Origin of the sequence: Parerythrobacter aurantius (assembly GCF_045291475.1) — a bacterium.
GTDB classification, from domain to species: domain Bacteria; phylum Pseudomonadota; class Alphaproteobacteria; order Sphingomonadales; family Sphingomonadaceae; genus Parerythrobacter; species Parerythrobacter aurantius.
In genome coordinates, this window is sequence record NZ_CP147985.1 from 2612171 (window position 1) to 2638419 (window position 26249).

Consider the following 26249-nt stretch of genomic DNA (forward strand, 5'->3'; position numbering starts at 1 on the left):
GTCAGGCGGAAGCAGTCGCGATCTGGTCGATCGCCTTGCCCAGCACGCCGTCGAACTCCTCGTCGGTCTGCCCCTTGCGCAAATCCTGCAACAGTCCGCGGCTGAAGCTGGCAATCATGCCAGGGTTCTTCGCAAGCTCCTCGCAAGCCTCGTCGGTCGAATAGCCGCCCGAAAGCGCCACCACGCGCAGCACCTTGGGATGGGCGGTGAGTCCCGTGTAAAGGCCTGCGGTCTTCGGGATCGAGAGCTTGAGCATGACCTGCTGCCCCTCCGGCAGGGCGCCCAGCCCTTCGTGGATAGCTTCGAGCATTACGGCCTCACCCTCCGCGCGGTCCGCAGCGGTGATGTCGTATTCGGGTTCGAGAATGGGCATCAGGCCGCTGGCGATGATCCGCGCGCCTTCCCCGAACTGCTGGTGCACCACGGCCTTGATCCCGGCGGGGTTGTTCGCCTTGATGACCGAGCGCATCTTGGTCCCGAACACGCCCAGTTCCCTAGCCCGGGCGCACATGTCCTCGAGGCCGGGGTTGGGCTTCATCAGTTGCGCGCCGTCGCGTTCGTCTTCCAGGCCTTTATCGACCTTCAGAAAGGGGACGATGCCGCGTTCCCTGAGCCGCTCCGGGACAGGCTTGCCGCCGCTTGTCCCTTCCATGGTTTTCTCAAACAGGATCGCACCGATGACCTTGCCATTGCCGAAGCACGGACTTTCGATGATGCGGCTGCGCATGGCATGGATCTGGGCAAACATCTCATCGTCGCCCGACCATTCCTCGTCGTCGACACCGTAGCCCCGCAGCGCCTTGGGGGTCGAACCGCCCGACTGGTCCAGCGCGGCGATAAAGCCTTGTCCAGTGGCGATGCGGGCGGTCATCTCTTCGAAAGTCATCGGGTTCCAGTTCCTGTGGGCAAGGTGTGCATACGAATGCGCGGGCCTTTAGCCAGAGCGGATGCCCCGGGCAACTGGGTTATGGCGCGTTTTGCGCTTTCAGCGCGGGGATAAGGTTGATGGCGACGGAAATGCGGCTGCCCCTTCCCGCGAAGGGACGAACGGCGTGCTGCAGCCAGCTAGGGAACAGCACGATCATGCCGGTCGCCGGCCGGATCGACAGCTCGTTGTCTTGCGCCTGACCGTCGGCATCCACCATACGCAGATCCGGTGCCGTCATGCGCACCATCGGCATGCGCGGATCGAGCAACTGCAGCTCGCCGCCAAGAACCGGGTCTGCATCGCCATCATAACCGTCGTCGATATAGGCGACTGCCGACCAGAAGCTACCCGGATGGAAGTGGTACTGGTTGGCATGACCCTTGTGGCTGATGTTCGCCCACATCTCCGGGATCCAGCCGAAGCGGCTTGCCTGCGGGCTCTTTGCATCGATGGTCTGGGCATCGGCCATCTGCATCGCCTTGAAGGCCAGGGCGCGCGCCGCCTCCCCGCCCCAGTGCAGCATCTGTGTATTGGAATGCCACCCGCCGATATTGGAAATGGAAACGCCTTGCTGGTCGCGGGCGTGCTCCGCCTCGATGGCCTGCCTTAGCGCCGCGAGCCCCGCCGCGCTCTGCAGTGTGTCGATCACGAAGGGCGTCGAGAACAGGCGGCGGGTTTCGGCCATGGTCAGTGTGTCCGGCGTCCGACCTTGCGAACGATGCCGTTGAAACGGAGCGACGGCTTGCCGTCGGCAGTGACGATGCCGGCGACGAAGATCGTCTTGCCGCCACCACGGACGACCTCGCCCCGTGCTTCGACCAGTTGGCCGACATAAATGGGTTCCAGGAAATCGCCGGTCAGGCTCAATGTCACCGCGTGATGGTCGAGCAATTCGTCGCGCGCGATGGAAAAGAGCGCGCTGTCGGCAAAGGTCATCAGGCAACCGCCATGCATGAAGCCGGCGCCATTCATGTGACGCGGCTCGGCGCGCATGGCGACGAGCATGCTGCCGTCGTCGAGTTGCCGTTCATAGAAAGGCCCGGCACGGTCCTCGAATGGATCGCCGTGCCAATATGTCCAGCCGGCGAACTCGCCTTCGGTGCAGGGCCTGCGTCCGCCGGCATTCTCCGGTGGCTGCTCGCTCACGCCTCGAGAGCCTTTACGCCCGGCAGTTCCTTGCCTTCCATCCATTCGAGAAAGGCCCCGCCCGCGGTCGAGATGTAGGTCACATCGTCGGTGACCCCGGCATGTGCGAGGGCTGCGACGGTATCGCCCCCGCCCGCGACCGAGACCAGCGAACCGTCCTGCGTCAGTGCAGCCGCAGTGCGGGCGAGCGCCACGGTGGCGGCATCGAAAGGCTCGATCTCGAACGCGCCCATCGGCCCGTTCCACACCAGCGTGCGGCAGGTCTTGAGCACATCGCCCAACGCCTCGACCGCCTGCGGGCCGACATCGAGAATCATCTCGTCGGCGGCGACTTCATGGACGTTGCAGGTGCGCAAGCTGGGCGGGTTGGCGGCAAATTCCTTCGCTACCACGACGTCATAGGGCAAATGCACCGTACAACCGGCATGGTCGGCCGCGTCCATGATAGCGTTGGCGGTGTCGGCCAGGTCGTGTTCGCACAGGCTCTTGCCGACATCGACCCCGCGCGCGGCGAGGAAGGTGTTCGCCATGCCGCCGCCGATGATGAAGTGCTGCACTTTGCCGACGAGGTTCTGCAGCACGTCGAGTTTGGTCGAGACCTTGGCCCCGCCCACGACTGCCGCGACCGGGGTCTGCGGATTGCCGAGCGCAGCGTCGAGCGCCTTCAATTCCGCCTCCATCGCCCGCCCTGCATAGGCCGGAAGCACATGGGCCAGCCCTTCCGTCGAGGCGTGGGCGCGGTGGGCGGCGCTGAAGGCATCGTTGACGTAAAAATCGCCATGCGCCGCGATGGCCCGGGCGAAGGCGGGATCGTTTGCCTCCTCGCCCGGCCAGAAGCGGACATTGTCGAGCAGGCCGATGTCACCTGGTCCGAGGATGCCGATCGCCTGATCGACCACGGGGCCGCTGACTTCGGGGATGAACATCACTTCCCGGTTGAGCACGCGCTCGACGTCGCCCTGCACCATGCTGGTGCTCATGGTCGAATGCCGCGCGCCCTTGGGTCGCCCGAAATGGGCGAGCAACAGAACCTTGGCACCCTTGGCCGACAGTTCGAGGATGGTCGGCTTGACCGCCTCGACGCGCGTCACATCGCTCGCCCGGCCCTCGTGCATCGGCAGGTTCAGATCGACGCGGACGAGCGCGACCTTGCCGCTGATGTCGCCAAGATCGTCGAGGGTTTTGAAGGCGGCCATCAGTCGATCCCCTTAAAGGAAGCTCGCCACCACGCCCGAGGTGTCGATCATTCGGTTCGAGAAGCCCCATTCGTTGTCGTACCAGCTGACGACGCGGGCAAGCTTGCCTTCGAGCACGGCGGTTTCGAGGCTGTCCACGGTCGAGCTGGCCGGATGGTGGTTGAAGTCGGTGCTGACCAGCGGCTGCGTGGTGTAGTCGAGCACGCCCTTCATCGGGCCTTCGGCGGCAGCCTTCAACGCGGCGTTGAGTTCCTCGGCGGTAGTTTCGCGGCCCGGAACGAAGGTCAGGTCAATCAGGCTGACATTCGGGGTCGGCACGCGGACCGACGAACCGTCGAGCTTGCCCTTGAGGTCCGGGAGCACCAGGCCGACGGCCCGCGCAGCACCGGTGGTGGTCGGGATCATGTTCTGCGCGCCGCCACGGGCCCGGCGCATGTCGCTGTGCATCTGGTCGAGCATACGCTGGTCGTTGGTGTAGCTATGGATCGTGGTCATAAACCCGCGCTCGATCCCCACCAGCTCGTGCAGCACCTTGGCCACGGGGGCGAGGCAGTTGGTCGTGCAGCTGGCGTTGGAGATCACGTCGTCGTCGGCGGTCAGCGTGTCATGGTTCACGCCATAGACGATCGTCTTCGACACGCCGGTCGCCGGCGCCGAGATTACGACGCGCTTGGCGCCTGCGGCGATGTGCGGCCGGGCCGCTTCGTCCGACTGAAAGAAGCCGGTGCATTCCATCACCAGTTCGATGCCCATGTCCTTGTGCGGCAGGTCGCCTGGATTGCGCTCGCTGGTCACATGGATGCGCTTGCCGTTGACGACGAGGTCATTTCCATCGACCTCCACCGTGCCGGGGAAGCGGCCATGGGTGCTGTCGAACCCGAACAGCAGGGCGTTGGCCTTGGTATCGGCGAGGTCGTTGATGCTGACCAGTTCGAGATCGTGATCGGTTCGCTCCAGCAGGGCGCGCGCGACGAGGCGGCCGATGCGTCCGAAACCGTTGATGGCAACCTTGGTGGTCATGGGAGAACTCCTGATGAATCAGCCCAGGCGGGCGAGAATTTGAGGAACGATGGCTTCGACCGAGAAGCCGAAATGCTTGAACAACTGGTGGCCGGGGCCAGACGCCCCGAACGTGTCGATGCCGATGGTGAGGCCGTTGCCGACATACTTCTGCCAGCCCAGCGTGACCCCGGCTTCGACGGATACCTTGAGCACCCCTTCTGGGAGCAAATCCGACCGGTAGGCTGCGTCCTGTTCGTCGAACAATTCTGCGCACGGCATGGAAACCACGTCGGTCCCGATGCCCTTGGCCTCCAGCGCGGCCGCAACATCAACGGCAAGCGAGACTTCCGAGCCGGTCGCTAGCAGCACCACCTGCCGCGGCGCATCCGCGGCCTTGAGGCGATAAGCCCCGCGGGCCGATTTCATTTCGGCTTCGGTCCGCAACTGGGGGAGATTCTGCCGCGTGAGGGCAAGCACCGACGGGCGGTCAGACTGTTTCAGTGCCAGAGCCCAGCACTCGGCGGTTTCGATCGCGTCAGCCGGACGGAACACCAGTAGGTTCGGGATCGCCCGCAAGCTCATCACATGTTCGATAGGCTGGTGCGTCGGCCCGTCCTCGCCCACGCCGAGGCTGTCGTGGGTCATGACGTAGATTACGCGGGCGCGCTGGATCGCCGAAAGGCGGATCGCATTGCGGCAATAGTCGGCAAAAACGAGGAAGGTACCGCCATAGGGGATGATGCCGCCGTGCAGCGCCATGCCGTTCATTGCAGCGGCCATGCCAAACTCGCGAATGCCGTAATAGACGTAGCGCCCGCCGTAGTTGTCCGGCGTCAGCGGATCGGTCGAGGCCGTCTTGGTCAGGTTGGATCCGGTCAGGTCGGCCGAGCCACCTACCAGCTCGGGGATCGATGCGGTCAGCGGCCCCAAAGCCATCTCGCTCGCCTTGCGGGTCGCAACCTTGACCGGCTCGGCAACGAGGCTGGCGAGGTATTCCCGCGCCGCACCTTTGTCGGCAGGCAATTCGCCGTTCATCCGGCGCGAGAATTCGGTCCCTTCCGGATGGGCCGAGAGCCGCCCTTCCCACTCCGCCCGGGCCGCCGCCCCGTGTGCGCCGAGCGAGCGCCAGTCGGAAAGGATCTTGCCCGGTATCTCGAAAGGTGCTGCGCTCCAGCCCAGGTGTTCGCGCGCGGCGGCAATCTCGTCCGCGCCGAGGGGCGCGCCGTGCACCGAATGACCACCCTGCTTGTTGGGCGCGCCCTTCCCGATCACTGTGCGACAGGCGACGAGCGAAGGGCGCGGATCGGCTTGGGCTTCGGCCAGCGCGCGGGCGATGTCGGCGAAGTCGTGGCCGTCGCATGACGTCACATGCCACCCGGTCGCCGTGTAGCGTGCGGCGATGTCTTCGCTGGTCGACAGGTCCGTATCGCCGTCGATGGTAATGCGATTGTCGTCCCACAAGACGTTCAACCGCCCCAGCTTGAGGTGCCCGGCAAGACCGATCGCTTCGTGATTGATCCCTTCCATCAGGCAGCCGTCACCGGCGATCACCCAGGTCTTGTGATCGACCAGATCATCACCGAACGCGGCATTGAGATGCCGCTCTGCCAGTGCCATGCCGACAGCCATTGCCAAGCCCTGACCCAGCGGACCGGTCGTGCATTCTACCCCGTCGAGCTCGAAATTCTCGGGATGTCCGGCACAAACACTGCCTAATTGACGGAAGTTGCGGATGTCATCCATCGTCGGCGCGGCGTAACCGGTCAGGTGCAGCAGCGAGTATATCAGCATCGAGCCATGGCCGGCGCTGAGCACGAAGCGATCACGGTCCGGCCACTTGGGCGCTGCGGGATCGAATTTCAGGAACTGCGACCACAGCACCGTCGCCACGTCGGCCATGCCCATGGGCATTCCCGGATGGCCCGAATTCGCCGCCTGCACCGCATCCATCGAAAGCGCCCGGATGGCATCGGCCATGGGGGCAAGGCGGGCGGGGTCGAGGCTCATGGACAGGTGGCTCCGGTAACGCGGCACGCGCGGCAGGACGGGAGGGTGCGATTCGCTCGCGCGAACCCTTTGCGGAGGCGTCCGGCAAGGTCAAGGACAGCGGCGCTGGGCTCCACATGGCCAGGCACTACACCGAGCTTGCAAGACTTATCAACAGGCCGCAGCAAGGCTTTGCCTCGGCGTCCGTTTGGCGATAAATCCACGCCCATGGAAGGGGATCGTATCGAAGCCGCAGTCCAGCGCATCGAACAGGCGCTGGCACGGATAGCCGCCATTGCCGAACGTCCGGCGGCACCTGACGGCGCCAGCCCCGCCCCTGCCGCCCCGCCACCCAATGTGATGCAACTCGTGTCGCGGCATGAAGCTCTGCGGGAAACGGTCCTCGACGAAATCGGCCGGATCGATGCATTGATCAGGAAGCTCGAGGGATGAACACGCTTACCCTCGTCATCGGCGGACGCAGCTTCGCCCTCGCCGTCCAACCGGGGGACGAGGAGCATGTGCGAGCCCTGGGTGAGCAGATTGATACCAAGTTCCAACAACTTGCGCCGCGTTATTCGCAAAATCTCCTGTTCGCGACGTTGCAGCTGGCCGACGACTTTCATCGCGCCAAGGTCGCCTGGGAGCAGGGTCGCGAGGAGCATCAGGCCGCAGCGAACCGCGCGGCGGAGGCCGAGCGCCTGGCGATGCTTGCGACGGGAAAGACCGATGCGCTCAAGGCAAGGGTTACCGAACTCGAAACCGAATTGAGCAACCTGCAGCGCTCGATCCAGCAGGAATCGAACAAATACAACGACCTGATTGCCGATAACGAACGGTACAAGGTTGCGGTCATGGACGCCGATGTCGAGAACAGCAGGCTGCAAGGGGAGCTTGCGACTGTGCGCCGGGAACGCGACGCGTTCGAGCGATCGCTCTCGGAAGCATCGGCGAAAGGCGGAGGCGATGCTCACGGGCCGGGCGCGGTTTCGGCAATTCCGCTCGACCCGGATTTGGCACCGGCGCTGGAACGTTTCGCAGAGCTGCTCGAAAATTGCGTCACCAAGCTTGAGCGACAGCCGCGGGCATCCTAGATAGTCTTTGGCGGGACTGCCCGGCACGAGCCTACCGAATATCCCTGAGGCTATAAGCAATCCATGGGAACTGTCCCTGCTCCGGTTAACGGGCCAATGCATTCCTCGGAATGGACCCTGGGGGCTGGAGTAAACGGTGCCCACCTGACGTTAGGCGTCAGAGGATTTCACTGGCAAACGACCCATGGTGGTTCCGCCACTGCCATCCGGTCCGGCCGAAAGAGGAACCGGTGACAACCAAGTCTGAAATCAGGTCGAGACTGCGCCGCTTGCGCCGCGAGCATGTCGCTGGGCAGCCTCCTGCGATAAGGTCGCTTCTCTTCAATCGCCCGCCCGGTCCCCTGCTCGATCTGATCCCCGAAAATGCCGTCATCGGGCTGTACCATGCCACTGCCAACGAAGCGCCGACGGCATCCTATGCCAAGTTCTTCTTCGAACGCGGACACCGCCTCGCCCTGCCACGGTTCGCGTCGGAGGCCAGCGAGATGGCTTTCGCCAGGTTCGACGATCCATTCACCGAAAGCGATCTGGTCGAAGGACCGTTCGCCCTGATGCAGCCGCCAGGGAACGCTGCCGAAATCCTGCCGGATGCGGTCATCGTCCCCTTGGTCGGCTTTACCGCCACGGGTCTCCGCCTCGGCCAGGGCGGCGGCCATTACGACCGGTGGCTCGAACGGCATCAGGGGCGGACCAAGGTCGGGCTTGCCTGGGACGTGCAACTGGCCGAAAGCCTGCCGGAGGAGGCGCATGACCAGCTGCTGGACGTGGTCGTGACGCCGACCCGGATGTACGGACCCTTCGCATGAGAACCGAACCGACCTGGCGCATCCCCTTCGGAATAGCCGTGCTGATTGTCGCGTTGCTGGCCTATGCCATTGTAATCGCGCGCTATGTGCCCGACCTAATCGGCGGTTGGCATGCTGTCTTCCAGGCCATTGTCTATCTCGTCCTCGGCCTCGTCTGGCTCTTGCCGCTCAAGCGCTTCCTGCTCTGGATGGAGAACGGCAAGTCCGGGTGATTGACGCAGGCTCCCAAACCACTAGCGTGGTGACGGGAGACGAGCGCTGGACATCACGACGGCAATCAAGCAGCCGGACGATCCGGGATTGGGAACGAAGCTCGCCTACGGCTTCGGCAGCGTCGCTTTCGGGATCAAGGACGGCGGGTTCAACTACTTCCTGCTGCTGTTTTACGGCACGGTTGTCGGACTGGAACCGGGGCTCGTCGGCCTCGCGATCCTTATCGCGCTGGTGCTCGATGCGATCAGCGATCCGCTGGTCGGGTACTGGTCGGACAATTTCCATTCGCGCTGGGGCCGCAGGCACCCATTCATGTATGCCTCCGCCTTGCCCGTGGCGGCGACGTATTATCTGCTTTGGAACCCGCCGGAAGGACTGAGCCAGGGCCAGCTGTTCGCCTATCTCCTGGGCCTCGCGGTCCTCATCCGGACTTTCATCACGTTTTACGAAACACCCAGTTCCGCGCTCCTGCCCGAACTTACGACCGATTACGAACAGCGCACGAGCTTGCAGAACTACAGGATCCTGTTCGGCTGGTTCGGCGGCAATGCCATGACCGTGCTGATGTTCGCGGTTCTGCTGGTTCCGACGACAGAGTATGCCCATGGCATCCTCAACCGCGCGGGCTATGCCACCTACGGCGTCATCGCCTCGGTACTTATCTTCCTGGCCATCGCGGTGTCGGCGCTCGGCACCCATCGCACGATCCCTAACTTGCGGCAGCCCCCGGCCAGGCAGGCTTTTTCTCTGCGTCGCCTCTTCGGCGAGATGTTCGAGACCTTGCGCGAGCGGAGCTTTTTGGCGCTGTTCTGGGCCACCGTCATGGGATCGGTCGCCGCGGGCCTGTCGGCGGCCCTTGCCTTCACCATGCTGTCCTATTTCTGGGGCTTCTCCAGCGAGCAGCAGTTCTACTGGACCGCGCTGGTGTTCGTTTCCGCGCTGATCGCATTTGTCGTGGCGCCTGCGGTGGGCAAGCGTTTCGGCAAGAAGAAGGCGGTGATCGTGCTAGGCATCGTCGCGTTCACCGTAGCGCCAATGCCGGTGGTATTGCGCTTGCTGGGCCTGATGCCGGAGAACGGCGATCCCATATTGTTTCCGCTGGTGGCGGCGATCAATACGATCGATCTCTCGCTGATCATCGCGCTGCAATCGATCCTCTATTCGATGATCGCCGACCTGGTCGAAAGCAGCGAGCTGCGAACCGGGCGGCGTTCGGAGGGCGTGTTCTATGCCGCCGTCACCTTCACCCGCAAATGCACTGTCGGACTCGGCTCTTTCGCAGGAGGATTGATCCTGTCGGCGATCCAGTTTCCGCAAGGCGCCAATCCGGGAACCGTCGATGCCGATACGCTGTGGTGGCTCGGGCTGCTCTACGCGCCGACGCTCTCGTTGCTGTGGTTCGCCATGCTGTTCTGCATCAGCCGCTACACCATCACCAAGGAGGATCACGAGGCCAACCTGGAGCGGCTCGCCTCGCGCCGGTGATCAGGCTGCCTGCAAGCGGTTCAGGCGGGCGATGATGTCTTCCGCCTCGCGCATGATCCGGTCGATCAGCTCCTTGCACGTCGGGATATCGTGGATCAGCCCTGCGACCATGCCGCAGCTCCACGCGCCCGCGTCCATGTCGCCTTCGGTCATGATGCGCGGATAGACCCCGGCAACTTCGCCGATGATGTCTTCGAACTTCAGCTTGTCGCCCAGCGCGCGTTCCTTTTCCAGCAGGCGCTCGACCGCTTCGTTGGTCATCACCCGTTCGGTGTTGCGCAGCGGACGCATGACGAGGCGCGTGTCGAGCTCGCTCGCGGCGACGATCGCACGCTTCACGTTCTCGTGCACCGGCGCTTCCTTGGTGGCGATGAAGCGGGTTCCCATGTTCATGCCCGCGGCGCCCATGGCGAGCGACGCGACGAGGCTGCGCCCGTCGGCCATGCCGCCACTGGAGACGAAAGGGATTTCGAGCTCGTCCGCAGCGCGGGGCAGGAGGATGAAGTTCGGCACGTCGTCCTCGCCCGGGTGCCCGCCGCATTCGAACCCGTCGACGGAAACCGCGTCGCAGCCGATCTCTTGCGCCTTGAGGCTGTGCCGCACGCTGGTGCATTTGTGGATCACCTTGATCCCTGCATCCTTCAAGGCGGGCATCACCTGCACCGGGTTGCGCCCGGCGGTCTCGACCGCTTTCACTCCGCCATCGATGATGGCCTTGACGAGGCCGGGGTAATCGGGCGGCGTCAGGCTGGGCAGGAAGGTCAGGTTCACGCCGAACGGCTTGTCGGTCATGTCGCGGCACTTCGCGATCTCGTTTGCAAGCTTCTCGGGCGTTCCCAGGGTCAGGCCGGTAATGATGCCGAGGCCGCCGGCGTTGGACACGGCCGCCGCCATTTCGGCAAAGCCGACATAGTGCATGCCGCCCTGGATGATGGGGTGCTCGATGCCGAACATTTCGGTGATGGCGGTTTTCATGACGGTCCTCTCCTCCGGTTGCTTGTTGCAACGGACCCTTGCCGCAGAAGCGGCAAAGCTCAAACGAAATTTGGGTTGGAGCGGGAGAGTTGCGACTTCCGGGAAGGAAGTGGCGAGAGTGACGGGACTTGAACCCGCGACCTCCGGCGTGACAGGCCGGCGCTCTAACCAACTGAGCTACACCCCCGCATACCACGGCGCCGATAGCGGCGTTCCTGCGTGGGAGCGGCGCAACTAGGGCAGGCCTTCGAGGCTGTCAATAACCCTTGAGCGCAAATTTCTCGGACCGAAAACATACCGTCGCGTTAACCATATTTTCGGCTCTTTCAGGCAGGTCTCCGGGTGACGCAATCCGCTGGCAACCGGGGGAAATTCTGCCGTGCGAAAGCTTGTACTGACTGCCGCCCTTGCCTTCCTTGCCTGTGGCACGCTGGCGGCCCAATCGACCGTCGACATCCGCAAGTCGGTCTATCGCGAACGAGCCGAGCGAATGGGTGACCGCGTGGTGCGGGCCCTGGAACCGGCCACGACCCTGCGCAAGGGCGACTCGGTCGTACTCATGCTGAGTTGGAGGGCACCCGTTCGCAGCGAGCGGTTCACGGTCGCCAGCCCTGTACCGCGCGACTTGGCTTTCAAGCGCATGGGTGGACGTGCTGCGGAAGTTTCCATCGATGGTGGCAGGACGTGGGGCCAGCTCGCCGGGATGCGGATCGGTGCTCGGCGGGCAACGCCGGAGGATGTGACGCACCTACGCTGGCAAGTGAGCCGCGACGAGGCCGGCCGCGGCAAAGGAATTCTAAGCTTCAGCGCAACCGTGCGCTGATCAGCAATTTTCGTACTTCCAGTTCCGCTTCTTGCCTTCGGCCAGCCATGCGAGCGCGGTCGCCATACGCCTGGCGCGAGTTTCCTCGCGCTTGGCTTCGGTAATCCATTCAAGATATTCGCGCCGGTGTGACGGGGCGAGCCTGTCGAAGTTCGCTTTCGCCTTGGCGTTGCCGGCCAAAGCGTCGGCGAAGTAATTCGGCATCGGGATTTCCGCTTTGGGCTTTGGGGTGCCGCGGCCCTTGGTCGCGCTGCCATGGTTGGCGACCCGATCGCGCGCTGCATGCAACGCGGTTATCACCTCTGCCTCGGCCGGCATCTCGTCGAGGCTTGCGATCTTGCCGTAGCCGCCCATGCCCTCCCCTTGCCTGTTATCGCCATGGATCACCAGCGCGCAATGCGCTTTGAACGCAGCCATCCCGCCGATGTTCTTCCCGGCGACGAGGAAGTGCGGCATGCCCCATTTTATGTCCTCGACACCCTCGGGCAGCGCCTTGTGCGCGATTTCGCGCAGGCGCATGAGGATTGGCTGCGCGAATGGTGCGGCCTTGGCGATATAGGCGTCGATGCGCGGATCCCTCTCCATGCGGAGAGGCATATCACATCAGCTGGCGAGAATCAGCGCAGGCTTTTCGAGCAGTAGCTTGAGCGCTTGGACGAAGCTCGCCGCATCGTAGCCGTCGACCACACGGTGGTCGCAGCTGATCGAGATGTTCATCAGCTTGCGCTTCTCGATCCGCTCGCCGCCCATCCCGTCGGGAACGAACATCGGACGCTCGATAATGCGGTTGGGACCGATGATCGCGACTTCGGGACGGTTGATGACCGGCGTGGTCGCCACCCCGCCCAGCGGGCCGAGCGAGGTCACCGTGAGCGTGCCACCCGAGAGCTCGTCCGACTTCGCCTTGCCGGTGCGGGCCGCCTCGGCAAGGCGCGTAATCTCGTTTGCCAGCTGCCACAGGTTCTTGGCCTGCGCATTGCGGATCACCGGGACCATCAGCCCGGCATCGGTCTGCGCCGCCATGCCCAGATGCACCGCGCCGCTGCGGGTAACCACACCCGCCTCGTCGTCGTAGCGCGCGTTGATCATCGGGAAATCGGGCAGCGTCTTGCAGATCGCCGTGATCAGCAGCGGCAAGATCGTCAACTTGGGCCGGGAACCGCGTCCTGCATTGAGCTGCGCGCGAATGGCCTCGAGGTCGGTCACGTCGCATTCCTCCACATATGAGAAATGCGGGATATGCCGCTTCGATGCTGCCATGTTCTCGGCGATGCGGCGACGCATCCCGATGACCTTGATTTCCTCGTCGCCGCGCGTCGGCGCAGCGCTGGAGAAGCCGCCGTTGTAGGACAGAAATGCGTCCAGGTCCGCGTGGCGGATACGGCCGTCCTCGGCTGCCTTCACGTCGCCCAGATCGATTCCGAGATCGCTGGCACGGGCACGGACAGCCGGGGATGCAAGGACTTTTGCTTCGGCCCGTGGAGCCGGCGCAGGAGCGACTGGCTGAGGCGGAGCTGGCTCCGGATCGGCAGCCATCGCGTCATCTGCATCGCTCGCATCAGGCGTCTCGACTTCAATCCGCTCTTCGACGATTTCGGCTGTCGGTGACAGTGCCGCCTCGACAGGTTCCTCGACTTCGATCACGAGCAGCATCGCGCCGACCGAAACCACATCACCCGGATCGCCGGCCACTTCGAGCACAGTCCCCGCCACCGGGCTTTCGATGTCGATCGTCGCCTTGTCGGTCATCACGTCAACCAGGTGCTGGTCTTCCTCGACCCGGTCACCGACCTTTACATGCCATTCGACGACTTCCGCCTCGGCAACGCCTTCGCCCACGTCGGGCATGTTGAATGTGAACTTGGCCATCAGGTCAGTCCTTCAGAAGTCGGTCGATCGCTTCGCCAAGGCGAACGGGGCCGGGGAAATAAGCCCATTCGAGGCTGTGCGGATAAGGGGTGTCGAAACCGGTGACGCGTTCGATCGGGGCTTCGAGATGGTAGAAGCAGCGTTCCTGCACCAGTGCGGAGAGCTCTGCACCGAAGCCGGAGGTGCGGGTCGCCTCGTGCACGATCATGCACTTGCCGGTCTTCTTGACCGAGGCCTCGATCGCTTCGATATCGAGCGGCACGAGCGTCCTCAGGTCGAGGATTTCGGCATCGACGCCCTTTTCGCGGCATACCGCCTCGGCGACGTGGACCATGGTGCCATAAGCCAGCACGGTCAGCGCCTCGCCTTCGGTCACCACCCGCGCCTTGCCCAGCGGCACCTTGTAGTAGCCTTTCGGCACGACGGAATCGTGGTGCTTCTTCCAGGGTTCGACCGGCTTGTCGTAATAGCCCGAGAACGGCCCGTTGTAGATCCGCTTGGGCTCGAAGAAGATCACTGGATCGTTGTCTTCGATGCAGCTGATCAGCAGCCCCTTGGCATCGTGGGGCGTGGACGGGATCACCGTCTTGAGACCCGCCACATGGGTAAACAATGCCTCGGGGCTCTGGCTGTGGGTCTGGCCGCCGAAGATGCCGCCGCCAAAGGGCGAGCGCACGGTCATCGGCGCGATGAAATCACAGGCCGAACGATACCGCAGCCGAGCCGCTTCCGAGATGAGCTGGTCGAGGCCGGGATAGATATAGTCGGCAAACTGGATTTCCGGCACCGGGCGCAGGCCATAGGCCCCCATCCCCACCGCCGCGGCGATGATGCCGCATTCCGAAATTGGCGTGTCGAACACCCGGTTCTTGCCGTGTTTCTCCTGCAAGCCCGCAGTCGCGCGGAATACGCCGCCGAAATAGCCCACGTCCTCGCCCATGATGATGACGTTGGGGTCCCGCTCCAGCATGATGTCGAGCGCTTCGTTGATCGCCTCGATCATGTTGAGGCGGCGGTCTGTTGCCACCGGTGCGTCGCTGATCATCGCTTCGCTCATTGGTCGAGGCTCCCCGGCCATTTCGTCTTTCGTTCGCGGATCGCCTGCTCGGCCTGTTCCTCGAGATGCCAGGGCAGTTCCTCGTACACGTCCTCGAACATGGTGTGGAACGGATGATGCATTCCGTGGCCGAGAATTCCGTATTTCTCGGCCTCCTTGGTGGTGGCCTTGACCGTTTCGGCGGCTTCCAGATCCATCGCCGCCTGGCGTTCCTCGTCCCATTCGCCGATGGCGATAAGATGCTTCTTGAGCCGGTTGACCGGATCGCCCAGCGGCCATTCCTCACGCTCTTGCGCGCTGCGATAGGCGCTGGGATCGTCCGAGGTGGAATGCCCCTCGGCGCGATAGGTGAAATGCTCGATCAGGGTCGGGCCCTTGTTGGCACGGGCCCGGTTGGCGGCCCATTGCTCGGCCGCATAGACCGCCAGCGGATCGTTGCCGTCTACCCGCAGCGAGGCGATGCCGTACCCCAGGCCGCGCGCCGCAAAGGTCGTGCGCTCGGCCCCGGCAAACCCGGAAAAGCTGGAAATCGCCCACTGGTTGTTGACGACATTGAAGATCACCGGCGCGTTGTAGACAGTGGCGAAGGTGCAGGCGGCGTGGAAGTCGCCCTCGGCGGTGGAACCTTCGCCGACCCAGGTCGCAGCAATGCGGCTGTCGTTCTTGGAGGCGCTGGCCATCGCCCAGCCCACCGCCTGTGGCAGCTGGGTGGCGAGATTGCCGGAGATCGAGAAGAAATTGTGCTCGCGGCTCGAATACATGATCGGCAGCTGCCGGCCCTTGAGCTTGTCCGCCTTGTTCGAGTAGATCTGGTTGATCATCTCCACCAGCGGATAGCCGCGCGCGATCAGGATGCCCTGCTGGCGGTAGCTGGGGAAGATCATGTCGTCGGCGGCCAGTGCCATGGCGGCGGAAATGCTGGTCGCTTCCTCGCCGGTGCACTTCATGTAGAAGCTGGTCTTGCCCTGCCGCTGGCCACGAAACATGCGTTCGTCGAAGGCGCGGACCATGGAGAAATGCCGCAGCATGGTGCGTAGCGTGTCGGGCGAAAGCTTCGGGTCCCACGGGCCGTGCGCCCTGTCGTCGTCGCCCAGGACGCGGATCAGGTCATGCACCAGCGGCGTGGTCTCGCGCGGGTCGCAGGCCTCGTCGGGGCGCGGCTGCGCGCCGGCCGGCGGGATATCGAGATACGAAAAATCGGCCTTGTCGCCGGGCCGGTACTTCGGCTCGGGCACGTGCAATTCTAGGGCGGGCTTATTCTGCCCCGCGGCCCGGTCGGCCATATCGCGCTCTCCCAGCTACCAAGGGCGGTAGTTGCATTCTTACAATTGCGCGCACATTTATTGCGCAGAAGGCAAGTGGTCAAGCTTATGGACCCTTGGAAAGCTAAACCGCAACAGGCGCCTTGATCGGAGGGTGCGGCGTGTAATTTTCGACCACGAAATCCTCGATCCGATAGCCGAAAATGCTGTCCGGCCGACGGACTATTTCAAGCCGCGGCCGGCCCTGCGGTTCGCGCGCCAGTTGCTCGGCAATCAGTGCCGCGTGATTCAGGTAGAGATGCGTGTCCCCGCCCATCCATACCAGCTCGCCGGTCTCGAGATCGGTTTGCTGCGCAATCATCCGCTGCAGTAGCGCCGCCGACCACAGGTTGAACGGCAGGCCCAGCGCGACGTCGCAGCTGCGCTGATAGAGCAGGCAGTTCAGCCGGTTGCCTGCGACATGGAACTGGTACGTCTTGTGGCACGGCGGCAAGGCCATCCGGTCGAGTTCGGCGACGTTCCAGCCTTCGATGATATGGCGGCGGCTGCCCGGATTGGTGCGAAGGCTCTCGACGACTTCGGCAACCTGGTTGATCCCCTCGCCCTTCTCATAGAGTCCGTCCTGGCGGTAGCGGTAGGTCGGCCAGTCGACCCATTGCTTGCCATAGACCGGGCCGAGATCGCCCCATTTGGCGGCGAAGGCCTCATCGTCGGCGACGCGCTGGACGAAACCGTCGAGCGCGATGGCGTCGCCGGTTTCGCGAACATAGCGCGCGTGCGGCCACTCGTTCCAGATCTTGACGCCCTGTAGCACGAGCGGGCGGATATTCGTATCGCCGGTCAGGAACCACAGCATCTCGCGCGTGGCGGTCTTCCAGTAGACCCGCTTGGTGGTGAGCAGCGGCATCGCCCCACCCGCCAGATCGAATCGCAGCTGAGCCCCGAACACGGAGCGCGTGCCCACGCCCGTCCGGTCCACCCGTTCGCTGCCATGCTCCCAGATGTGGCGCATCAGGTCGAGATATTGCTGGTCCGGATGGGATCCGGCGGCAGAATCGAAGGGCAACGAGGCGGTAGCCATGCAAAGTCCCATACCCTGCAAATGCCCGCTTGCCACCCCGCCCGTCCACACCTATAGGGCGCGCCTTGCCTCGACCCGCGGTGGCTTCGGCCCGGCGGGAACGACATCGGTCGGGGAGTAGCTCAGCCTGGTAGAGCACTGTCTTCGGGAGGCAGGGGCCGGAGGTTCGAATCCTCTCTCCCCGACCAGTTTCCTCGTACGCGAGGTTTAGTGACGCTCCATCGCGAGCAGTGCCAGCGCCACGCTGAGCCCGCCCAGCCCCAGCGACAGCCGCCAGCGCAGCGTCATCCAGTCGCGGCCGCCAAGGCCTAGCTTGCGGTCGACCAGCGGCGAAAGGCAGATGAGCAGCCCGAGCCATAGCAGCGACGGCCCCGGCCATTCCGAGCCGAAGGTCCACGGCAGGAACAAGGCAAGCCCGATCAGGCTCGGCAGCACGGCGACGGCGAGGGCCCAGCGCGGTGCGGCGGGCGTGGCGATGGCTTGTCCCCACCAGACCCCGCCGAGGAAGCTGAAGATCAGCGCGGCGTAAGCATAGCTCGAAGCCAGAGCGATCCACGACAGCGATCCACCCTGCAGCACCAGCGCAATGGCGATGATCTGCGGCAAGAGCCCGGCGTAGCCGAGCCACAGCGCCGCGGTTGGAACCGACCTGTCTTCCACCGGTTTTTCGTTCATTCCCCTTCGATCCCTGTTAAGCGCCCCGCCACCATGCATGACGACGACAATCCCTCGCGCCACCGCGCGGTTCCCAGCGGGCGGCTCTCGCGGCTTGCCGGATTCGGGCGGCTTGCCGGCGGCGTCGCTGGCTCGGTGCTGGGCGAAGGTGCCAAGCGGCTTGCTGCGGGCGAGCGACCCCGGCTGGAAGACCTCGTCCTGACTCCTGCCAATGCCAAGCGACTGACGGACCGGCTGGCCCATTTGCGCGGCGCCGCGATGAAGCTGGGGCAGATGATCAGCATGGATGCGGGCGATATGCTCCCGCCCGAACTTTCGCAAATTCTCGGCACGTTGCGGGACCAGGCCAATTTCATGCCGCCCCAACAACTCGACAAGGTGCTGGCAAGCGAATGGGGCAAGGACTGGCGCACGCGCTTCCGCCGCTTCGAGCCCCGCCCCATTGCCGCCGCCAGCATCGGTCAGGTGCATCGTGCCCTGACCCGCGACGGCGAAATGCTGGCGATCAAGGTGCAGTATCCCGGCGTCGCGCAGAGCATCGACAGCGATGTCGACAATGTCGCCACCCTGCTCAAGGTCTCGGGCCTGCTGCCGAAGGAGCTCGACTATTCCGCCCTGCTGGCAGCGGCCAAGTCGCAGCTTCACGAAGAGGCCGACTATCGCCGCGAAGGGCAACAGATGCAGCGGTACAAGGCGCTGCTGGCCGACCAGCCCCAGTTCGTGGTGCCGGACCTTTACGCTCCGCTGACCACCGACCGCATCCTCGCCATGAGCTTCGAGGAAGGCATCGCCATCGAAAGCCTGGAGCAGGAGCCGCAGGAACTGCGCAACAGCCTGTTCGCAGAACTGATCCGGCTCGTCGCGCGCGAATTGTTCGAATTCGGGGTGATGCAGACCGACCCCAACTTTGCCAATTTCCGCTACCAGCGGAGCACGGGCAGGCTGGTACTGCTCGACTTCGGGGCGACCCGCGATGTCGATCCCGCGATCCAGGCAGCCTATCGCCGATTGCTGCTGGCAGGGCTGGCGCAAGACGCAGATGCCGTGCGGCGCGAAGCGCTGGCGGCGGGCTTCATCAATGACGCCGTAGTAGAGCGGCATCCGGACAGGCTTGCCAAGATGATCGATATCATCGTGGGCGAAATGGCCCGCGACAGTGACTTCGACTTCGGCGACCGCTCCTTCGTCCCGCTGCTGCGTGACGAGGGCATGGCCATCGCACAGGACCGGCAGAGCTGGCACCTGCCGCCGGCCGAGACGCTGTTCGTCCAGCGCAAGGTCAGCGGAACCGCCCTCCTCGGTGCGCGGCTGAAGGCGGTGGTCAACATCCGCAAGATCGTCAACGACGTGCTGGAGGCGACCGCATGAGCCGCAAACCCGCCGTCCTCTTCGTCTGTCTCGGCAACATCTGCCGCTCCCCGCTGGCCGAAGCGGCCTTCCGCAAGGCGGCGGAAGAGGCCGGGCTCGATGCCGAGGCGGACAGTGCCGGTACCGCCGCCTACCATGTCGGCGAACCGCCCGACCCGCGCAGCATTGCGACCGCCGCCCGATACGGTATCGACATCGCCCACTATCGCGGGCGCCAGATTGAGCCGGCCGATTTCGAGCGCTTCACCCACATCCTCGCCCTCGACCATTCGAACCTCGCCAATATCCGGCGGATCGCCCCGGATGGCCATTCGGCCCATGTCGCGCTGGTCATGGACATGGTGCCGGTCCGCGAAGGCGCAGCGGTGGCCGATCCCTATTACGAGGGCGAAGAGCAGTTCGAGTATACGTGGGAAGATGTGTGGCGGGCGGCGCAGGCGCTGGTGACGCGCCTATCCGCCGCGCAATAGCTGTACGCCCCAGTCGCGCTCGAACAGGTAGAGCAGCACACGCGCCGCCTCGCCTCGGGGCGAGCTGAGGCCGCCGTCGCGTTCCACCAGCAGGCGCGCGTCGTCATGGGCGACGGGCAGCAGGCGCGTGATCTGTTCGAGATCGGCCACGCGGAACGGTGTATCGCCCGACTGGCGCGTGCCGAGCAGTTCACCGCCGCCGCGCAAGGCGAGGTCTTCCTCGGCGATGCGGAAGCCGTCCTGCGTCTCGCGCATCAGGGCGAGCCGCTTCCGGCCCGTTTCGGACAAGGCCTCCCCGCGCAAGAGCAGGCAGACGGATTTCTCCGACCCCCGCCCGACCCGGCCGCGCAACTGGTGAAGCTGGGCGAGGCCGAAGCGCTCGGCCTGTTCGATCACCATCAGCGTCGCTGCCGGGACATCGACCCCAACCTCGATCACCGTGGTCGCCACCAGCAGCTTCGCCTCGCCGCTGGCAAAGCGATCCATCGCCCGGTCCTTGGCAGCGGGGTCGAGCTGGCCGTGGACCAGCACCACACTCTCGCCAAAGCGCTCCTTGAGCGCCGCGTAACGCGCCTCGGCAGCGGCAAGATCGCTGGTCTCGCTGTCATGCACCATCGGGCAGACCCAATAGGCCTGCTGCCCGCCCTCGATATGGCGCCCGACGGCCTCGACTACCTCGGCGGTGCGGTCCTGCCAGACGACTCGCGTGTCGATCGCCTGCCTCCCCGGCGGCATCTCGTCGAGCTTGCTGACATCCATCTCGCCATATTGTGCGAGGGTCAGCGTGCGCGGGATCGGAGTCGCGGTCATCGCCAGCGTGTGCGGCGTGCGCTTGCCCTTGCGCGCCAGTTGCAGGCGCTGGGCCACGCCGAAGCGGTGCTGCTCGTCGATGACAACAAGACCTAGGTCGCGGTAGTTCACCGTATCCTGGAAGATCGCATGGGTGCCGACGACGATGTCGATCGACCCGTCGAGCAGGCCAATGAGAATGCTCTCGCGTGCCCTGCCCTTGTCGCGGCCCGTGAGCAAGGCAACCTCGGTGCCCGTCGGGCGGGCCATGGCGCGCAGCGTCTCGAAATGCTGGCGGGCGAGGATTTCTGTCGGGGCGAGCAGCGCAGCCTGTGCACCCGCCTCGACCGCGACCAGCATCGCCTCCAGCGCCACCACTGTCTTGCCGGCGCCGACATCGCCTTGCAGCAGCCGCAACATCGGCGCTTCCTGCGCCATGTCGCCCTCGATCTCGCGGATCGAACGTTGCTGCGCGCCAGTGAGCGGGAACGGCAATTGCAGCTTGCCCCGCCGCGATCCGTCACCCGCTAGCGCCCGCCCGCGCCGCTGGCGATTGTCCGCCCGCACCAGCATCAGCGCCAGGCTGTTGGCGAGCAGCTCGTCATAGGCGAGACGGTCGCGCGCCCCTGCGTGCTCGCCCTTGTGCGCCAGTTTCAGCGCATCGGACCAGATCGGCCAGCCAGCCTTGCCGAATTGCGCGGGCTCGATCCATTCGGGCAGTTCGGGCAGCCGCGCCATCGCCTGCGCCACGAGGCTGGCGAGCTTGGGCTGGGTCAGCCCTTCGGACAGGGCATAGACCGGCTCGCACAGGCGCTGCAGGCTCTCGCCGCCTTCTTCCAGCACATGGTCGGGATGAACGATCTGCAGCATGTCGCCATATCGTTCGAGCTTGCCGGCGACCCAGCGCCGCTCGCCGACCGGTAGCAGCTTCTTGGCGGAATAGGCCGCACGTCCGAAATAGGTCAGCGCGCAGACGTTGCCGATCGAATCCTGCGCCAGCACGCGGTGCGGCCCACGGCCCGAGCGCGGCGCGCGGTGCTCTATCGGGGTAAGCGCAAGTACGATTTGCTCGCCCTCGCCCGCCTCGTCGAGGCTTTGCACCGCCCGCCGGGTGACGAAGCGTTCGGGCAGGTGATAGGCGACATCGCGCACCCTTGTCAGGCCCAGTCTGTCGAGCGGCTTCTTCAGCTTCGGCCCGACACCTTCGAGCGTATCGACCTCGGCGAACAGCGGGTTGAGGATCTCCGGGCGCATGGCATTCCTATAGCCGCTTGCGCCTGCAATGCGAGTGCCCTACCCGCCCGCCCATGCCCGATGCACCCGACTTCGCCACCCGTCTCGCCCGCGCCAGATTCCGCGGCTGGCACCGCGGCACGCGCGAGGCGGACTACATGATCGGCGGCTTTTTCGACCGCTACTCCGCCGGCTGGGACGAAGCCGGACTGGCCTGGTTCGAGATGCTGCTCGATGAAGACGACGTCGATATCATGGCCTGGGCGCTGGGCACGCAGCCGATCCCCGACCATGTCGCTGGCGAGCAGATGGAGCTCATGCGGCGGCTCGATTACGTCGATATTCCGCGCTGACCTTTCGGCGGGGTAGCGCATCGGCGCGCTCGTCCCTATGTCCCGGCGAACCATTCACCCCCTTCCCTTTCGGGCAGGGGGCCATCGCCTATGCCGGATAGCCCCTGACCATGCCCGACCTTGCCCGCATCCTCAAAGCCACCACGCCGCTGACCCTCGCCTCGGTCGCGCGCGGGGCGCAGCCGATGGTGATGGCAGACTTGGCGCGCGCTGCGACCGGTCGAGCCGTCTTCATCGCCCCGGACGAGGCCGCCATGCACGCCGTGGCCGAGGCGGCGCAGTATTTTGCGCCCGAGCTGGAGGTCATCGAGTTCCCCGCGTGGGACTGCCTGCCCTACGACCGCGCCAGCCCGGCGCTTAGCGTGAGCGCCAAGCGGCTGGCGGCGCTGCACCGGTTGCAGGCGGGCAAGAGTGGCTCGCAATTGCTGGTCACCACCGTCAATGCCGCGCTCCAGCGTGTGCTGACCCCGTTCCGGATCCGGGAAAGCGTGCGCGAATTTGCCGTCGGGACGGAGATCGGGATGGAGAGCCTGTCCGCCCTGCTCCGCCGCCAGGGCTATTCGCGCGTGGATACCGTCGTCGACGCGGGCGAGTATGCCATTCGCGGATCGATCGTCGATATCTTCCCGTCGGGGCTGGAACAGGGCCTGCGGCTCGATTTCTTCGGCGACGAGCTCGAAAGCCTGCGGCTGTTCGATCCCTCGACGCAAATGAGCACCGAGGTCATCAAGTCCCACCTGCTCCTGCCCGCCAGCGAGGCCCTGCTCGACGAGGACAGCATCAAGCGCTTTCGCAGCCGTTATCGCGAGCTGTTCGGCGCGGCGGCCACGCAGGACCCGCTCTACGAGGCTGTCAGCGATAGCAGGCGTCTTGCCGGCATGGAGCACTGGCTGCCGCTGTTCGAGGAGCGGATGAGTACGCTGTTCGACCATCTTGGCGACAACGACTTGGTGGTGATGGACAGCGCCGCAACCAGCGCGGTCGAGGAGCGGCTTAAGGATATCAGCGACTATCGCGAAAGCCGCGCCAATGCGACGGGTCAGGCCAAGGGCGGCTATCGCCCGCTCGACCCCTCCGCACTCTACCTGGGCGCGAACGAATGGAGCGTGCATCTCGCCAAGGCACCCGCGCACCGGACCACGATCTTTGCCGAGCCAGCCAGCGACACCGTGGTCGACTTCGGCTTCAGTTCCGCCCGCGATTTCACCCCCGAGCGCGGGCGCGGCGACAATGTCTACGAGGTCGCGGCCAGGCACCTCAAGGCGCTCGGCAAGGCGGGCAAGCGTCCGCTGCTCGCCGCCTATTCCACCGGCAGCCGCAGCCGCATTGCCTCGATCCTGTCGGAAGCCGGGTGCGAAACCAAGCTGGCCGACAACTGGCAGGAAGCGCTCGGCCTCTCGGCCAATGGCACGCCCGTCGCGCTGGTGCTGCCGGTCGAAACCGGCTTCGCCAACGACCAGCTCGAACTCTTGACCGAGCAGGACCTGCTCGGTGACCGGCTGGTCCGGCGCAAGAAGAAGCGCAAGGATTCCGATGCCTTCCTGGCCGAACTCCAGACGCTCAACCGCGGCGACCTCGTCGTCCATGTCGAGCATGGCATCGGCAAGTATCTCGGCCTCGAGCCCATCGCCGTGGGCAAGAGCAAGCACGATTGCGTGATGCTGGAGTACCGGGGCGGCGACAAGCTCTACATTCCGGTCGAGAACATCGATGTGCTGAGCCGCTACGGCAGCAGTGAAGACGCGGTCATGCTCGACAAGCTCGGCGGCGAAGGCTGGCAGCGCCGCCGCGCCGCGCTGCGCGAACGGATCCGGGCCATCGCCGGCGAACTGATGCGCACCGCAGCGCTGCGCGCCCTGCGCAAGGCACCGGTGCTGGAGGTCGACGAATCCTCCTACAACCAGTTCCTCGACCGCTTCCCCTGGTCGGAAACCGACGACCAGGAACGCGCCATTGCCGATGTGCTCGGCGATCTCGAAAGCGGCCGCCCGATGGACCGGCTGGTCTGCGGCGACGTCGGCTTCGGCAAGACCGAGGTCGCGCTGCGTGCCGCGTTCGTCGCGGCGATGGGCGGGCAGCAGGTCGCGGTGGTGGCGCCGACCACGCTCCTCGCCCGCCAGCATTTCGAGAACTTCAGCGCGCGCTTCGCCGGCTTCCCGCTCAAGATCGGCCGCCTCAGCCGCCTCGTGCCGGCGAAGGAGATGACCGAGACCCGCGAGGGCCTGAAATCGGGCGATATCGACATCGTCGTCGGCACCCACGCGATCCTCAGCAAGTCGACCGCGTTCAAGAACCTCGGGCTCGTCATCGTCGACGAGGAGCAGCGCTTCGGGGTCAACCACAAGGAAAAGCTCAAGCAGCTGCGCGCCGATGTGCACATGCTCACTCTCACCGCCACGCCGATCCCGCGCACGCTGCAGATGGCGATGAGCGGTCTGCGCGAACTCAGCACCATCCAGACCCCGCCGGTCGATCGCCTCGCGGTGCGCACATATGTAATGGAATGGGACGACATGGTGATGCGCGAGGCGCTGCTGCGCGAGCATCACCGCGGCGGACAGAGCTTCATCGTCGTGCCGCGCATTTCCGACATGGAAGGCGTCGAGGAATGGCTGCGCGAGAATGTGCCGGAAATCAAGGCGATCTCCGCCCACGGCCAGATGGGCGCCGCCGAGATCGAGAGCCGCATGAGCGCGTTCTACGAAGGCAAGTACGAGGTGCTGCTCTCGACCACCATCGTCGAAAGCGGGCTCGACCTGCCCAATGCCAACACCATCATCATCCACCGCGCCGACATTTTCGGCCTTGCCCAGCTCTACCAGCTGCGCGGCCGCGTTGGCCGGGCCAAGCTGCGCGCCTATGCCTACCTGACCTACGCCGCCGACACGCAGTTGAGCGAAGTGGCGGAGAAGCGCCTAAAGGTGCTCGGTGATCTCGATTCGCTCGGCGCGGGATTCCAGCTGGCCAGCCACGACCTCGACATTCGCGGCGCGGGCAATTTGCTCGGCGACGAGCAGTCGGGTCATATCCGCGAGGTAGGCTTCGAACTTTACCAGTCGATGCTTGAGGAAGCGATCCTGGCCGCCAAGGCAGGCGATGCCGGAATGCTGGAGGAACGCGATCCGCTCAGCCCGCAAATCACTGTCGATGCGCCGATCATGATCCCCGAAGACTACATCCCCGATCTTGCCGTGCGCATGGCCCTCTATCGCCGCCTCAACCAGGCGCAGGGCAAGGCCGAACTCGAGTCGCTCGCGGCCGAGATGATCGACCGCTTCGGCCCCCTGCCCGCCGCCACCGCAAACCTCGTGAAACTGATCGAGATCAAGCATCAGGCGATCGAGGCCAATATCGCCAAGATCGACGTCGGCGCACGCGGGACGCTGGTCACCTTCCACAAAGACGATTTCCCCGACGGCCCGGGGCTGCTGGCCTATGTCGACAGGCTGCAGGGCACGGCCAAGCTGCGCCCCGACATGAAGCTGGTGATCAACCGCGAATGGAGCGACCCGCAGAGCCGCCTCAACGGGCTGTTCCAGCTGACGAAGGGTTTGAGCGGCATCGTACGCCGCAAAGGCAAGGCTCAGAAGGCGGCCTGAGCCAGCGCCAGTTCGCGGAACGCGGCGGCCGGCATCGGTGCCGCGCGCAGGAAGCCCTGGTAGGCGTCGCAGCCCTCGGCCGCGACGATGTCGCGCTGGTCCTGCGTTTCGATACCCTCGGCAATGACGCGCAGGCCCAGCGCCCGGCCCATGGCGACGATCCCGCGCAGGACCGCGAGGTCGCGCTCGTCGGTGGCAATCCCCTCGACCATGGAACGGTCCAGTTTCAGGTAGTCGAGCGGGAGGATTTTGAGATAGCGGAAATTGCAGAAGCCCGCCCCGAAGTCGTCGAGCCCTATCCGGATTCCTGCCTCGCGCATGGAGCCGAGCGTGATCGCCGCCTTCGACAGGTCGCCCAGCAATACCTCTTCGGTTATCTCGACCGTCAAGCGCGCGGGATCGATGCCTGCCCTTGCCACCCTGTCGAGGAACCCGGCGGCAAAATCGTGCGCGGCCACTTCCTCCGGCAGGACATTGACCGAAAGGCGCACCTGTGTAGGCCAACGGGCGAATTCGGCCAGGGCGTTGGCGACGATGCGGTGGGACAATCGCGTCGTTACGCCTTGCTCTTCGGCCATCGCGAACAGCGGGCCTGCCCCGATCTCCCCCAGTTTCGGATGGCGCCAGCGCGCCAGTGCCTCCGCCCCGATCAGTCGCTCCTCCGGAAGGGTGAACTGGGGCTGGTACACGGTTTCGATTTCGCCGCGCAGGATGGCGCCGGCGAGGTCCGGACCGCAATCGAGGTCACGCGGCGACAGGGAATCACGGGGGGACGAATCGGACATGGCAAGGGCGATAGGCATTTGTAACATCGCCGTCGCGCGACGATTGTGGAGCGT

At 64.9% G+C, this 26249-nt stretch carries 25 protein-coding genes and 2 tRNA genes; 11 read left to right on the forward strand and 16 right to left on the reverse strand.

Features of this window, described 5'->3' with window-relative positions; genetic code table 11:
- Position 1: 1 nt before the first annotated feature.
- The 6 genes from WAB17_RS12990 to tkt form a co-directional block, all read right to left on the reverse strand.
- Positions 2-886, reverse strand: coding sequence for a fructose bisphosphate aldolase (locus WAB17_RS12990; protein WP_435417765.1), 885 nt, complete (start codon positions 884-886; stop codon positions 2-4).
- A gap of 79 nt (positions 887-965) precedes the next feature.
- Positions 966-1613 carry a 2OG-Fe(II) oxygenase family protein gene (locus tag WAB17_RS12995; protein WP_435417766.1) on the reverse strand — a complete coding sequence of 216 codons (648 nt, stop codon included), beginning with the start codon at positions 1611-1613 and terminating at the stop codon, positions 966-968.
- Between the two features lie 2 nt (positions 1614-1615).
- On the reverse strand, positions 1616-2074 hold the full coding sequence (locus WAB17_RS13000) for a PaaI family thioesterase (RefSeq protein ID WP_435417767.1): 459 nt from the start codon (positions 2072-2074) through the stop codon (positions 1616-1618).
- On the reverse strand, positions 2071-3270 hold the full coding sequence (locus WAB17_RS13005; RefSeq protein ID WP_435417768.1) for a phosphoglycerate kinase: 1200 nt from the start codon (positions 3268-3270) through the stop codon (positions 2071-2073). Before WAB17_RS13005 ends, WAB17_RS13000 begins: the two co-directional genes overlap by 4 nt.
- A 12-nt stretch (positions 3271-3282) precedes the next feature.
- The gene (gap, locus tag WAB17_RS13010) at positions 3283-4290 is read right to left on the reverse strand and encodes a type I glyceraldehyde-3-phosphate dehydrogenase (RefSeq protein WP_435417769.1); all 1008 of its coding nucleotides are present in this window, start codon (positions 4288-4290) and stop codon (positions 3283-3285) included.
- Between the two features lie 18 nt (positions 4291-4308).
- The gene (gene tkt, locus WAB17_RS13015) at positions 4309-6279 is read right to left on the reverse strand and encodes a transketolase (protein WP_435417770.1); all 1971 of its coding nucleotides are present in this window, start codon (positions 6277-6279) and stop codon (positions 4309-4311) included.
- A 207-nt stretch (positions 6280-6486) separates the two neighbouring features.
- Here tkt and WAB17_RS13020 point away from each other — a divergent pair, with 207 nt between their 5' ends.
- The 5 genes from WAB17_RS13020 to WAB17_RS13040 all read left to right on the forward strand — a co-directional run bounded on the left by WAB17_RS13020 (position 6487) and on the right by WAB17_RS13040 (position 9856).
- A complete protein-coding gene (locus WAB17_RS13020) occupies positions 6487-6711 on the forward strand; it encodes a hypothetical protein (protein ID WP_435417771.1) in 225 nt (74 codons plus the stop codon).
- A complete protein-coding gene (locus WAB17_RS13025) occupies positions 6708-7352 on the forward strand; it encodes a cell division protein ZapA (protein ID WP_435417772.1) in 645 nt (214 codons plus the stop codon). Before WAB17_RS13020 ends, WAB17_RS13025 begins: the two co-directional genes overlap by 4 nt.
- Before the next feature lie 230 nt (positions 7353-7582).
- Entirely contained in the window at positions 7583-8158 is a 576-nt protein-coding gene (locus tag WAB17_RS13030; protein ID WP_435417773.1) for a 5-formyltetrahydrofolate cyclo-ligase, read from the forward strand.
- Positions 8155-8370 carry a DUF2842 domain-containing protein gene (locus tag WAB17_RS13035; protein ID WP_435417774.1) on the forward strand — a complete coding sequence of 72 codons (216 nt, stop codon included), beginning with the start codon at positions 8155-8157 and terminating at the stop codon, positions 8368-8370. Before WAB17_RS13030 ends, WAB17_RS13035 begins: the two co-directional genes overlap by 4 nt.
- A gap of 88 nt (positions 8371-8458) precedes the next feature.
- The gene (locus tag WAB17_RS13040) at positions 8459-9856 is read left to right on the forward strand and encodes an MFS transporter (protein WP_435417775.1); all 1398 of its coding nucleotides are present in this window, start codon (positions 8459-8461) and stop codon (positions 9854-9856) included.
- On the opposite strand, the gene WAB17_RS13045 is transcribed toward WAB17_RS13040, so the two are convergent.
- Positions 9857-10831, reverse strand: coding sequence for an NAD(P)H-dependent flavin oxidoreductase (locus WAB17_RS13045; protein WP_435417776.1), 975 nt, complete (start codon positions 10829-10831; stop codon positions 9857-9859).
- A 110-nt stretch (positions 10832-10941) separates the two neighbouring features.
- A tRNA-Asp gene (locus WAB17_RS13050) sits at positions 10942-11018 on the reverse strand.
- 192 nt (positions 11019-11210) lie between these two features.
- Here WAB17_RS13050 and WAB17_RS13055 point away from each other — a divergent pair.
- The gene (locus tag WAB17_RS13055) at positions 11211-11654 is read left to right on the forward strand and encodes a hypothetical protein (protein WP_435417777.1); all 444 of its coding nucleotides are present in this window, start codon (positions 11211-11213) and stop codon (positions 11652-11654) included.
- Here the strand turns inward: WAB17_RS13055 and WAB17_RS13060 are convergent, their stop codons facing one another.
- The 5 genes from WAB17_RS13060 to thyA form a co-directional block, all read right to left on the reverse strand.
- Positions 11655-12251: a YdeI/OmpD-associated family protein gene (locus WAB17_RS13060; protein ID WP_435417778.1), complete on the reverse strand. Its 597-nt coding sequence runs from the start codon at positions 12249-12251 to the stop codon at positions 11655-11657.
- 6 nt (positions 12252-12257) lie between these two features.
- Positions 12258-13523 carry a dihydrolipoamide acetyltransferase family protein gene (locus WAB17_RS13065; RefSeq protein WP_435417779.1) on the reverse strand — a complete coding sequence of 422 codons (1266 nt, stop codon included), beginning with the start codon at positions 13521-13523 and terminating at the stop codon, positions 12258-12260.
- Positions 13524-13527: 4 nt separating this feature from the next.
- Positions 13528-14580, reverse strand: coding sequence for an alpha-ketoacid dehydrogenase subunit beta (locus WAB17_RS13070; protein ID WP_435417780.1), 1053 nt, complete (start codon positions 14578-14580; stop codon positions 13528-13530).
- Entirely contained in the window at positions 14577-15863 is a 1287-nt protein-coding gene (locus tag WAB17_RS13075) for a 3-methyl-2-oxobutanoate dehydrogenase (2-methylpropanoyl-transferring) subunit alpha (protein WP_435417781.1), read from the reverse strand. The genes WAB17_RS13070 and WAB17_RS13075 overlap by 4 nt, the downstream gene beginning before the upstream one ends.
- Before the next feature lie 103 nt (positions 15864-15966).
- The gene (gene thyA / locus WAB17_RS13080; protein ID WP_435417782.1) at positions 15967-16923 is read right to left on the reverse strand and encodes a thymidylate synthase; all 957 of its coding nucleotides are present in this window, start codon (positions 16921-16923) and stop codon (positions 15967-15969) included.
- A 111-nt stretch (positions 16924-17034) separates the two neighbouring features.
- On the opposite strand from thyA, the gene WAB17_RS13085 reads away from it, so the two are divergent.
- Positions 17035-17111: transfer RNA gene (locus WAB17_RS13085), tRNA-Pro, on the forward strand.
- 19 nt (positions 17112-17130) lie between these two features.
- On the opposite strand, the gene WAB17_RS13090 is transcribed toward WAB17_RS13085, so the two are convergent.
- Entirely contained in the window at positions 17131-17598 is a 468-nt protein-coding gene (locus WAB17_RS13090) for a DUF3429 domain-containing protein (RefSeq protein ID WP_435417783.1), read from the reverse strand.
- Between the two features lie 33 nt (positions 17599-17631).
- Here WAB17_RS13090 and WAB17_RS13095 point away from each other — a divergent pair, with 33 nt between their 5' ends.
- Both WAB17_RS13095 and WAB17_RS13100 read left to right on the forward strand, forming a co-directional pair.
- Positions 17632-18966 carry an ABC1 kinase family protein gene (locus WAB17_RS13095; protein WP_435417784.1) on the forward strand — a complete coding sequence of 445 codons (1335 nt, stop codon included), beginning with the start codon at positions 17632-17634 and terminating at the stop codon, positions 18964-18966.
- Positions 18963-19436, forward strand: coding sequence for a low molecular weight protein-tyrosine-phosphatase (locus WAB17_RS13100; protein ID WP_435417785.1), 474 nt, complete (start codon positions 18963-18965; stop codon positions 19434-19436). Before WAB17_RS13095 ends, WAB17_RS13100 begins: the two co-directional genes overlap by 4 nt.
- Here WAB17_RS13100 and recG read toward each other — a convergent pair.
- Positions 19419-21479 (reverse strand): ATP-dependent DNA helicase RecG, encoded by a 2061-nt coding sequence (recG, locus tag WAB17_RS13105; RefSeq protein ID WP_435417786.1) that lies wholly within the window; start codon positions 21477-21479, stop codon positions 19419-19421. The genes WAB17_RS13100 and recG overlap by 18 nt on opposite strands.
- A 53-nt stretch (positions 21480-21532) precedes the next feature.
- Between recG and WAB17_RS13110 the strand changes: the two genes are divergently transcribed.
- Positions 21533-21811: a succinate dehydrogenase assembly factor 2 gene (locus tag WAB17_RS13110; protein WP_435417787.1), complete on the forward strand. Its 279-nt coding sequence runs from the start codon at positions 21533-21535 to the stop codon at positions 21809-21811.
- Between the two features lie 110 nt (positions 21812-21921).
- Complete coding sequence (gene mfd, locus WAB17_RS13115) at positions 21922-25410, forward strand: transcription-repair coupling factor (RefSeq protein ID WP_435417788.1); 3489 nt, start codon at positions 21922-21924, stop codon at positions 25408-25410.
- On the opposite strand, the gene WAB17_RS13120 is transcribed toward mfd, so the two are convergent.
- Complete coding sequence (locus WAB17_RS13120; RefSeq protein WP_435417789.1) at positions 25395-26195, reverse strand: EAL domain-containing protein; 801 nt, start codon at positions 26193-26195, stop codon at positions 25395-25397. The genes mfd and WAB17_RS13120 overlap by 16 nt on opposite strands.
- Positions 26196-26249: the final 54 nt, after the last annotated feature.